Origin of the sequence: Sulfitobacter sp. HI0129 (assembly GCF_001635395.1) — a bacterium.
In the GTDB taxonomy this organism is placed as follows: domain Bacteria; phylum Pseudomonadota; class Alphaproteobacteria; order Rhodobacterales; family Rhodobacteraceae; genus Sulfitobacter.
Map to the genome: position 1 here is coordinate 1 of NZ_LWGH01000576.1, position 9,087 is coordinate 9,087.

Below are 9,087 nucleotides of genomic sequence, written 5' to 3' on the forward strand. Positions count from 1 at the left end.
CGCTACGGCGATTGACTGTAGCGATACGCTGCTGCGCTCAGAAAGCGAGGGGCTGGAACTGGTAGGCATCGGGCTTGAGGGCATGATTGCCGTGGCCATGAACGATGCGGTTCTGGTGGCCCCCAAGGCTCAGGCGCAGAAGGTCAAGGAAGCGGTGGCGGCGCTGAAGGCCCGGGGCGCGTCACAGGCGGTTCAGTTGCCGCGGGATTACCGGCCCTGGGGCTGGTACGAAAGCCTCGTGATCGGGGGGCGGTTTCAGGTCAAGCGCATCGTGGTGAACCCCGGTGCCGCGCTCAGCCTGCAAAGCCATCACCACCGTTCCGAACACTGGATTGTGGTTGAGGGGACAGCGCGCGTCACGGTCGATGAAAATGTGCGCCTGATCAGCGAAAACCAGTCCGTCTATATCCCGCTGGGCGCGGTGCACCGGATGGAAAACCCCGGCAAGCTGCCCATGGTGCTGATCGAAGTGCAGACGGGTAGTTACCTCGGCGAAGACGACATCGTGCGATATGAGGATATCTATGCCCGGACATGAGGCCGCTCCCGACGCTGTACAGACGACCCGCGTCGGGGGGCCTGCTGACGAATTGACGATCGCGGTTGCGGGTATCGGCTATGTCGGCCTGTCCAACGCGGTGCTGCTGGCCCAGAACAACCCGGTGATCGCGGTGGATATCAGCGCGGACAGGGTCGCGAAACTTACGGCGCGTGAAAGCCCGATCGTTGATCCGGAGCTTGAGGCCTATTTGCGGGACAATGATCTACAGCTGTCGGCGACGACGGATGCGGCCACGGCCTATGCCGCCGCCGATTACGTGATCGTGGCGACACCCACGAATTACGACCCGGTCGAGAATTCATTCGACACCTCGACCGTGGAGGCGGTCGTCCGTGACGTGATGGCGGTGAACGATCACGCGACCATCGTGATCAAGTCCACGGTGCCGGTGGGCTATACCGCGCGCCTTTCGGCGCAGATGGGCGGGGATCGCATTCTGTTCAGCCCGGAATTCCTGCGAGAGGGGCGCGCACTTTACGACAACCTGCACCCTTCGCGCATCGTCGTGGGGGAGCGTTCGGAACGCGCGGAGGTCTTTGCGGGACTCTTGGTACAGGGGGCGTTGCGGCCGGACATTCCGGTGCTTTACACCGATGCCTCAGAAGCCGAAGCGATCAAGCTTTTCGCCAATACCTATCTTGCCATGCGCGTTGCATATTTCAACGAGCTGGACAGCTATGCCATGAACTATGGAATGGATAGCCGCCAGATCATCGAAGGCGTCAGCCTCGATCCCCGGATCGGCGATCATTACAACAATCCGTCCTTCGGCTATGGCGGCTATTGCCTGCCGAAGGACAGCAAGCAGTTGCTGGCGAATTATTCAGAGGTGCCGCAGAACATGATCCGCGCGATCGTGGATGCGAACCGCACGCGCAAGGATTTCATCGCGGATCAGATTCTGGCCCTGCGACCGAAGATAGTGGGCGTATACCGGCTTGCGATGAAGGCAGGCTCCGACAACTTCCGCCAAAGTTCCATCCAAGGGGTGATGAAGCGGATCAAGGCCAAGGGCGTCGAAGTCATCGTCTATGAGCCCGAGATGGCGGAGCCGCGGTTCTTCGGCTCCCGCGTGACGCATGATCTGGCGGATTTCAAGGCGTGTAGCGAGGTGATCCTCGCCAACAGGCTCAGCCCCGACTTGGCGGATGTGACCGACCGCGTCTTCACCCGCGACCTGTTCGGGTCGGACTGACCCGCTCAGGTGGCGGGGCGCAGGCCCAGTATCTCGCGTGCCTGCTGCCATGTCGCCACGGGGCGTTCGTGCTTTTCGCAGATCGAAACCGTGCGTTCGACCAGCGCGGCGTTGGAGGGGGCGAGCGTGTTCCGGTCGAGCCGGACGTTGTCTTCCAGACCCGTGCGGGCGTGGCCCCCGGCGGCAATCGACCATTCGTTGAGTACGATCTGCTGGGCACCGATGCCCGCGGCGCACCACGGCGCGTCCGGGCCGAAGAGCCGCCGGACGGTGCGCAGATAGAAGTCGAACACGTCCTTGTCGGCGGGCATGGCGTTCTTCACCCCCATGACGAACTGTACGTAAGGCGTATCCCGGATCTGGCCGCGTTCATGCATTTTCGCGGCCATGAGGATATGGCTGAGGTCGAATGCCTCGATCTCGGGCTTCACGTCGTAGGTGACCATTTCCGCCGCCAGCCAGTCGATGAGGTCCGGTGGGTTTTCGTAGACCCGGGTGGGGAAGTTGTTCGACCCCACGGACAGCGAGGCCATGTCCGGCCTCAGCGGCAACATGCCGCCGCGCGCCGCCCCGGCGCCGGACCGGCCCCCGGTGGAAAGCTGGATGATCATGCCGGGGCAGTGCTTTTCCAGCCCTTCCTTGAGCGCGGCAAAGCGGGTGGGATCGCTCGTCGGTGTCTCGTCATCGTTGCGGACATGGCAATGGGCGATGGAGGCCCCCGCCTCGAAAGCGGCCTGCGTGCTTTCGATCTGCTCCGACACGCTGATAGGTACCGCCGGGTTCGCGGCCTTGGTCGGAACGGAACCGGTGATCGCCACACAGATGATACAGGGGGTGGTCATGGTTTGCGCCTCATATGTCGAAGAAGATCGTTTCCTGCGGACCCTGCAGGTGGATGTCGAAGGTATAGGCCCCGGCGCCGTCACCCCGGGCGAGCAGCGTGGGAATCCGGTCGCGGTGCTCGATGCGGTTCAGGATCGGATCGGCGGCGTTCGCTTCCGGTTCGTCGTCGAAATAGAGCCTCGTGTGCAGCCCGATGTTGATGCCACGGGCCACGATCCAGAAAGTGATATGCGGTGCCTGCAGCCGGCCATCCGGCCAGGGCACCGGGCCGGGTTTCACGGTGTCGAAGCGGAAATGCCCGGTTTCCATATCCGTGGCGCAGCGGCCCCACCCGGTGAAATTCCGGTCGGCCTCTCCGCGCGCCTCATGCGCTGCGGCGAAGAGACCATCGGCATCGGCCTGCCAGATCTCCACCATCGCATCGCGCAGTGGCGCGCCCATGCCATCGAAGATGCGCCCGGTGATGGTGATTTCCCGCCCCTTCACAGGCCCGGTTTTCATCTGCGCGCCTGCGTCTGGCCAGGCCATCGAAAGGCCGGTGAACCCGGGCGTGCAGCCGATGTGGACATAGGGCCCCGCCGTCTGGCTGGGGGTTTCGGGCAGTCGTTCGTCCGGTGAAATGTGCCGCGTCATGGTTACATCCCCTCGGGGCGGTTTTCGAAGATCGACTGCCGCCGCCCGCGCAGGACGATGTCGAACCGGTAGGCCCGGGCGTCCATCGGGATGGTCTGCGCCATGTCCAGCCGGGCGGTCAGCGCGTCGACGGCCGCCGGGGAGTTGAGGGAGCCGACGATGGGACAGAGCGGTATATGCGGATCGCCTTCGAAATACATCTGGGTGATGAGCCGCTGGGCGAAGGCATGGCCGAAGATCGAAAAGTGGATATGCGCGGGCCGCCAGTCATTCGGGCCGTTGGGCCAGGGGTAGGGGCCGGGCTGGATCGTGCGGAAGGTATAGCGCCCGTCGTCATCGGTGATGACCCGCCCGCAGCCGCCGAAATTCGGATCGAGCGGTGCGATATAGCCTTCCTTCACGTGGCGATACCGCCCGCCCGCGTTGGCCTGCCAGATTTCCAGCAGCGCCCCGGCGATGCCGCGACCGTATTCGTCCTGCACACGGCCCTGCACGACGATACGCGGACCGATGGCGCTTTGGCCGTCCTGCGCGAAATTGAGGGTCAGATCGTCATCAAGCGGGCCGAGCATGTCGTGCCCGAAAACCGGGGAGGTTTCTTCGCTGATCGATGTGGGGAAGGACAGAAGGGGAGCTTTCGGGCTGCGCAATACCGAAGTCTTGTAGGCAGGGGTCAGCGCATCGGGTTGCCAGCGCCGGTCCCGCGGGATGAAGCCGCCTTCGCCTGCTCCCTCACTCGCGCTCATCCGATGCCTCCGCTGCTGGCCGTTTCCGGCATGATCCTACGCGTGACGCGGGGCGGTTCCAACCGATTTCCGGCGCGGCAAAGGAAGGCTTGCGGCGGAGGGTCAGGGCAGGGCGGCTCCGCCCGTCGGGGCGGAGCCTTTGGGACAGCGCCTATCCGTGGACCTTGCTGTCCACGGTGCGGATCAGCGTGTTGATCTCCTCCGCGATGATGCGGGGGTGATCTTCGGGGGTGAAATGTTTGCCCCCTTCGATCCGGCGCAGGGGCGCGTTGAGGTCGGAGGCGAGCCTTTCGCCGTACTCAACCTTCTGGAATTCGTCATCCGCCCCCCATGCCAGCCGGGCGGGGATGCCGAGGCGGGGCAGATCGTCGGCGATGGCCTTTGTGTCTTCATTGTCGAGCGACTGGGTCTGGCGCACGAAAGCCTCGGCGCCGCCGTGCTTGTCGTAATGGGGCCAGTGGGTTTCCAGCGCCGCCTTGGCGGCTGCCTCGGTTTCGTGCCCCTTGGAAAACATGATCTCCATCAGCTTGTGCAGGGATCCGTCGGGCGCGTGCTCAAGGATCGAGCCTGCCATGGCCACGCCCTTTACCAGCGGCACCGGCCATGAATCGTAGCAGATCGCATTCGTCAGAAAGAGGCCGGAGACCAGCCCGGGATGACGGACGGCGGCAATCTGCACGACACCACCGCCGAGATCATGCCCGGCAAGAATCGCACGTTCGATCCCTTGGTCCTGCAAGAAGTCGACGAGGTAATCGGCCTGTTTGGCGACCGAAATGTCGCGGTCGCGGCCTTCGGGAATGGAAGCGCCATAGCCGGGCATTTCCCAGGCGATGACCCGGCGGCCTTCGATCAGGGGTGCCACATCGCGCCAGAGCGCGGGGCAGGTGGGGATGCCGTGGACAAGGATGACCGGATCGCCCGATCCGGTTTCCTCCCATCGCATGTCAATGTCATGTACGCGGGCAGTATGGCTTTGCATGGTGTGGCCCTTTCTCGTTACGAAAATTCATTACGGTTACAGGGGGCCAACACCTGGTTGCGGCCTTCGTTCCGGGGTGCATTAGGGGTGGCGCCGCCCTGCCGGTCAGGTGAATTTGCGAAAGAGCCGCGTCTGGTCGAACATCTCTTCGAGGGATTCCATGCGGTTTCGCGTGTCTTTCCACAGGATGTCCTGCACCGCCGAGATCATCGTTTCGACCAGCAAAAGGGGCATGGCGGCGGAATCCCAGGCCGAGGGCACGACGATCCGGGCCGAAAAGCTGATATCGGCGATGCGGTGCACGGGTGAACGCCATTGGTCGGTGAACAGGATCAGCTTGGCCCCCCGCGCATGGGCCATTTCCGCCAGCTTGGCGGTGTTGTTTTCGTAGCGGCGCATGTCGAAGATCACGAGAATATCGCCCGGGGCCATGTCCAGCAGATGGTGCGGCCATGTGTTCGAGGTCGATTGCATATGCGTGACCCGGGGGCGGATGACCTGCATCTGCAGATAAAGGTATTCGGCCAGCGTATGGGTGATGCGCCCGCCCACGATATGCACGGCTCGTTTGGTATCCGCGATCAGGGCGCAGGCGGCGTCGAAGGCGTCGGGTTCGATCTGCGAAAGCGAATGGCGGATATTGTCGATCACCGCGTCGGTGAAACGGTTGAGCACATGGCCCGATGGCACCCCATCGGCCCATGTTTCGTGTTTGGCGATCGGGTTCTTGGCCATGGCGCGCAATTCCTCGCGCAGTTCGGCCTGAAAATCGGGATAGCCCCGGTAGCCCAGCTTCTGGACCATGCGCAGCACCGTGGGGCCCGACACATCGGCATCCCGTGCGAGTTCGGACAGGGGGCCCACCCCGCTGGCGGGATAATTTTCGAGGATCACATGGGCAAGCTGCCGCTCTGCCCGGGTGAGACTGTCGAGCGCGTTCTGGATGCGATCGGCGACGGTAAGGTCGGGCTGGGACAGGGGAGCGCTCCGATATTGATCAGTTCTGTTACAAGCATATACCGAATGTATAATCCGTTACAGAATTTTGTTGACAGAAGTGACACAGGCAAACAGTCTCGCCCGGAACGGGGGAATGATGCAGCTCCAGAACTCAGACCGAAACGATGCCTATGTGCAGGTCCTGAACCGCGAGGGCCGGGGCGCTGTCGTCGTGGTGTGCGAACATGCCTCTGCCTTCGTCCCGCCTGCCCTGAAAAACCTCGGCCTTGATGAGGCGGATCGCGACAGCCATGCGGCGTGGGATCCCGGTGCCTTTGGCGTGGCGCAGAACATGGCCCAAAGGCTCGGAGCGGTTCTGGTGGCAGGCGCGGTGTCGCGCTTGGTTTATGACTGCAATCGCCCGCCCGATGCCCCGGATGCGATGCCCGCCCGCAGCGAGCGGATCGTCGTGCCGGGCAATGCCACACTGGACGACGCCGCCCGCAAAGCGCGGACAGAGACCTATTACGCGCCCTTCCGCGCCGCCCTCGCGGCGGAAGTCGGGCGCAGGAAAGCGCCGGTGCTGGTGACGGTGCATAGTTTCACCCCGGTTTACTATGGCAAGCGGCGTCTGCTCGATATCGGACTGCTGCACGACAGCGACACGCGGCTGGCCGATGCCATGCTGGAGAGTGCAGCCGCCCATACCGACCTGAAAGTCGAACGCAACGCGCCCTACGGGCCGCAGGACGGTGTCACCCATACCCTGAAGGAACATGCGATTCCCGCCGGGCTGCCCAACGTGATGATCGAGATTCGAAACGACCTGATCGCGACGGAAGAGGATCAGGCCGCGATGGCGGAGCTTTTGTCCCGTTGGGTCAGCGCGGGTATCGCGCAGGTGCAGGGGCCGGCGGATGCATAGGGTGATGCGCGGCTATATCCGCGCGGTCGACGCGGTGAACTACCGGATCGGGCGGGTGATGATGTACGGCATCTTCGTGCTGATGGGCGTGCTGCTCTGGTCGTCGGTCAGCAAGACCTTCTATCTGCCCTCGCTCTGGACGCTGGAATTCGCCCAGTTCACCATGGTCGCCTATTATATCCTCGGCGGTCCCTATTCGATCCAGCTTGGGTCCAACGTGCGGATGGATCTGCTCTATGGTGAATGGTCGCCGCGCCGCAAGGCGTGGACGGATGCGATCACCGTTCTGTTCCTGATCTTCTACCTTGTCGTGCTGCTCTATGGGGGCATCGGCTCCACCGCCTATTCGCTGGGCTACTGGGGGACCGAGCCGCTGTCGTTCTTCGGTGGGCTCATTACCGGCGCGGAAGAGGTCGGTCGCATGGAAACCTCTCCCTCCGTCTGGCGGCCATGGCTCTGGCCGATCAAGACGGTGATGGTGGTGGGGATCTTCCTGATGTTGCTGCAATGCATATCCGAGTTGCTGAAGGACATTCTGCTGCTCCGGGGCGAGGCTGTCTGAATGTCGTATGAACTGATCGCCACGCTGATGTTCGCATCGATGATGCTGATGCTGCTGACGGGGCAGCGGGTCTTCGGGGCCATCGGGTTCGTCGCCGTGGTAGCCGCGCTGCTGCTCTGGGGGGACAAGGGCGGATACGATCTGGGCTTTGCCGCCGCGATGAAGCTGATGAAGTGGTATCCGCTGCTGACGCTGCCGATGTTCATCTTCATGGGCTACGTCCTGTCGGAATCGCGCATCGCGGACGATCTTTACCGGATGTTCCATGTCTGGATGGGCGGGCTGCGCGGCGGGCTGGCGATCGGGACGATCGGGCTGATGGTGCTGATTTCGGCCATGAACGGGCTGTCGGTCGCGGGCATGGCCATCGGCTCCACCATCGCGCTGCCGGAATTGCTGAAGCGCGGCTATGACAAACGGATGGTGACGGGGGTCATACAGGCGGGATCGAGCCTTGGTATTCTGGTGCCGCCGTCGGTCGTGCTGGTGCTTTACGCGATGATCGCGCGGCAGCCGGTGGGGCAGCTTTGGCTGGCGGGTGTTGTGCCGGGGCTGATGATGGCCACGCTTTTCGTGGCCTATATCGCCCTGCGCTGCTGGTGGAACCCGGTCCTCGGCCCGGTGCTGGAGCCCGAAGATCGCGACATGCCGCGCGGCGAAAAGCTGCGCCTGCTGCGCGCGGGGATCCTGCCCATCGGCATTTTCGCCGCCATGATGGTGCCCTTCGTCAACGGCTGGACCTCGCTGGTGGAAAGTTCGGCCATCGGGGCCGGGGTCGCCTTTCTCGCCGCGGTTCTGAAGGGTCGCATGACGCGCGAGGTTTTCGAGAATTCGGTGCGCAACACGCTGGGCATCACCTGCATGTTCATGTGGATCATCCTTGCGGCGCTGGCCTTTGGCGCGGTCTTCGACGGGCTGGGTGCGGTGAAGGCCATCGAGGGGCTGTTCACCGAGCAGTTGCACCTCAGCCCGTGGATGATCCTGATCGTCATGCAGTTGTCGTTCATCCTGATGGGCACCTTTCTCGACGATACGGCGATGCTGGTGATCGTGGCGCCGCTTTACGTGCCGCTGGTGGGCGAACTGGGGTTCGACCTGATCTGGTACGGCATCCTTTACACGATCACGACGCAGATCGCCTATATGACGCCGCCCTTTGGGTATAATCTGTTCCTGATGCGGGCGATGGCCCCGCCCGAGATCACGCTGCGCGACATCTATGCCTCCATCACGCCCTTCGTGCTGGTGATGGTGCTGGCGCTGATCCTCGTGATGGTCTTTCCCGAACTGGCGACATGGCTGCCAGACTACATTTACGACCAACCCTAACAAGAGCCGCCGCAAAGGCTGCCGCATCATTCAACATAGGAGAGAAGAGAATGACGACACGCAGACATTTCCTGAAGACCGCGGCAGTGGCCGGGCCGGCGGCGCTGGCCACACCCAGCATCGTGCGCGCCCAGACGGCGATCAAATGGCGGATGCAGACCTATGCGGGCTCCGCACTGGGCGAACAGGTCACGAAGCCGGCTGTCGATTTCATCAACAACGCCGCCAACGGCGAGATGGAGATCGAACTGTTCTACGCGGACCAGATCGTGCCCACCGGCGAATTGTTTCAGGCGATGCAGCGCGGCACGATCGACGCGGTGCATTCGGACGACGATTCCATGGCCTCGCCCACGCCGCTGCAGCAGTTC

The 9,087-nt window shown here is 63.1% G+C and carries 11 protein-coding genes; 6 read left to right on the top strand and 5 right to left on the bottom strand.

What is annotated here, in order from left to right; all coding sequences use genetic code 11:
• The coding region (locus A3764_RS15450; RefSeq protein ID WP_150122212.1) for a cupin domain-containing protein at nucleotides 1–538 on the top strand (538 nt) is incomplete at its 5' end.
• Nucleotides 539–590: 52 nt separating this feature from the next.
• Entirely contained in the window at nucleotides 591–1,757 is a 1,167-nt protein-coding gene (locus A3764_RS15455; RefSeq protein WP_067923260.1) for a nucleotide sugar dehydrogenase, read from the top strand.
• 5 nt (nucleotides 1,758–1,762) lie between these two features.
• Here the strand turns inward: A3764_RS15455 and A3764_RS15460 are convergent, their stop codons facing one another.
• From A3764_RS15460 to A3764_RS15480, 5 genes are all read right to left on the bottom strand, one after another.
• Nucleotides 1,763–2,599 (bottom strand): 3-keto-5-aminohexanoate cleavage protein, encoded by an 837-nt coding sequence (locus tag A3764_RS15460; RefSeq protein ID WP_067923254.1) that lies wholly within the window; start codon nucleotides 2,597–2,599, stop codon nucleotides 1,763–1,765.
• A gap of 10 nt (nucleotides 2,600–2,609) precedes the next feature.
• Entirely contained in the window at nucleotides 2,610–3,233 is a 624-nt protein-coding gene (pcaG, locus tag A3764_RS15465; protein ID WP_067923251.1) for a protocatechuate 3,4-dioxygenase subunit alpha, read from the bottom strand.
• A gap of 2 nt (nucleotides 3,234–3,235) precedes the next feature.
• Nucleotides 3,236–3,979, bottom strand: coding sequence for a protocatechuate 3,4-dioxygenase subunit beta (gene pcaH, locus A3764_RS15470; protein ID WP_067923248.1), 744 nt, complete (start codon nucleotides 3,977–3,979; stop codon nucleotides 3,236–3,238).
• Between the two features lie 151 nt (nucleotides 3,980–4,130).
• Nucleotides 4,131–4,961: an alpha/beta fold hydrolase gene (locus A3764_RS15475; protein WP_067923245.1), complete on the bottom strand. Its 831-nt coding sequence runs from the start codon at nucleotides 4,959–4,961 to the stop codon at nucleotides 4,131–4,133.
• A gap of 105 nt (nucleotides 4,962–5,066) precedes the next feature.
• Nucleotides 5,067–5,939, bottom strand: coding sequence for a MurR/RpiR family transcriptional regulator (locus tag A3764_RS15480; protein WP_067951745.1), 873 nt, complete (start codon nucleotides 5,937–5,939; stop codon nucleotides 5,067–5,069).
• 115 nt (nucleotides 5,940–6,054) lie between these two features.
• Here A3764_RS15480 and A3764_RS15485 point away from each other — a divergent pair, with 115 nt between their 5' ends.
• The 4 genes from A3764_RS15485 to A3764_RS15500 form a co-directional block, all read left to right on the top strand.
• On the top strand, nucleotides 6,055–6,825 hold the full coding sequence (locus A3764_RS15485; protein ID WP_067951746.1) for an N-formylglutamate amidohydrolase: 771 nt from the start codon (nucleotides 6,055–6,057) through the stop codon (nucleotides 6,823–6,825).
• On the top strand, nucleotides 6,818–7,387 hold the full coding sequence (locus A3764_RS15490; RefSeq protein ID WP_067920548.1) for a TRAP transporter small permease subunit: 570 nt from the start codon (nucleotides 6,818–6,820) through the stop codon (nucleotides 7,385–7,387). Before A3764_RS15485 ends, A3764_RS15490 begins: the two co-directional genes overlap by 8 nt.
• On the top strand, nucleotides 7,388–8,716 hold the full coding sequence (locus A3764_RS15495; protein ID WP_067920550.1) for a TRAP transporter large permease: 1,329 nt from the start codon (nucleotides 7,388–7,390) through the stop codon (nucleotides 8,714–8,716). It begins immediately after the preceding gene.
• Nucleotides 8,717–8,766: 50 nt separating this feature from the next.
• The coding region (locus tag A3764_RS15500) for a twin-arginine translocation signal domain-containing protein (RefSeq protein ID WP_150122213.1) at nucleotides 8,767–9,087 on the top strand (321 nt) is incomplete at its 3' end.

Coding starts and splice junctions, on each gene's coding strand:
- A3764_RS15460 (WP_067923254.1), bottom strand. CDS start 2,599: ATGACCACCCCCTGTATCATCTGTGTGGCGATCACCGGTTCCGTTCCG.
- pcaG (WP_067923251.1), bottom strand. CDS start 3,233: ATGACGCGGCACATTTCACCGGACGAACGACTGCCCGAAACCCCCAGC.
- pcaH (WP_067923248.1), bottom strand. CDS start 3,979: ATGAGCGCGAGTGAGGGAGCAGGCGAAGGCGGCTTCATCCCGCGGGAC.
- A3764_RS15475 (WP_067923245.1), bottom strand. CDS start 4,961: ATGCAAAGCCATACTGCCCGCGTACATGACATTGACATGCGATGGGAG.
- A3764_RS15485 (WP_067951746.1), top strand. CDS start 6,055: ATGATGCAGCTCCAGAACTCAGACCGAAACGATGCCTATGTGCAGGTC.
- A3764_RS15490 (WP_067920548.1), top strand. CDS start 6,818: ATGCATAGGGTGATGCGCGGCTATATCCGCGCGGTCGACGCGGTGAAC.
- A3764_RS15495 (WP_067920550.1), top strand. CDS start 7,388: ATGTCGTATGAACTGATCGCCACGCTGATGTTCGCATCGATGATGCTG.